Below are 620 nucleotides of genomic sequence, written 5' to 3' on the forward strand. Positions count from 1 at the left end.
CGGCTCGGTGCGCAGCGTCATCCGCCCGAGCACGTCGTACTGCATCGTCGTCTGCCCGCCGCGCTGCAGCTGCAGCGGGTTCTGCTGCCGCACCACCTGGCCCAGCGCGTCGTAGCGGTACTCGATCACCCCGGCGTCCGGGTCGGTCAGCTTGAGCTTGTTGCCCCGCACGTCGTAGCTGATCTGCACGCTGTTCTGCAGCGCATCCTTCGTCGCCACCAGGTTCCCGAACGCATCGTGCTGGTGAACGATCTGCGCGCCCAGCGGGTCGGTGATGCGGATCGTGCGCCCTTCGACGCTGCTCTCCTCGCGGCGCGTGCGGCCCTGGTCGTCGGTGGTGGTGACCACCAGCGCGCCATACGCCGTGCTCGACAACCTCGCCCGGCGGCTGCCCCGGCTACCGAAGCTTACGCCCGGCTGGCTGCCCTGGCTGTCGGCGGTGTAGATGCGAACCACCCGGCCCAGCGCGTCGTACTCGGTGCGCGACAAGCCCACGTCGGCGCTACCCGTGCTCGTCGACGAGCCGCTGTCCAGAAAGTACGGCTGCGTCTGCAGCACCACCTGGCCCAGGTCGCCGTACTCGGTGTCGGTGACGATCAGCCGGTTCGTGCCGCCAAGCT

1 protein-coding gene is annotated in these 620 nt (G+C 69.4%); it reads right to left on the minus strand.

The genetic code is table 11. The features are described 5' to 3' along the window. The coding region (locus AC1DXV_RS35165; RefSeq protein ID WP_477938122.1) for a hypothetical protein at positions 1-620 on the minus strand (620 nt) is incomplete at both ends.

The sequence above is a fragment of the Rhizobacter sp. P3_C12 genome, assembly GCF_056402735.1.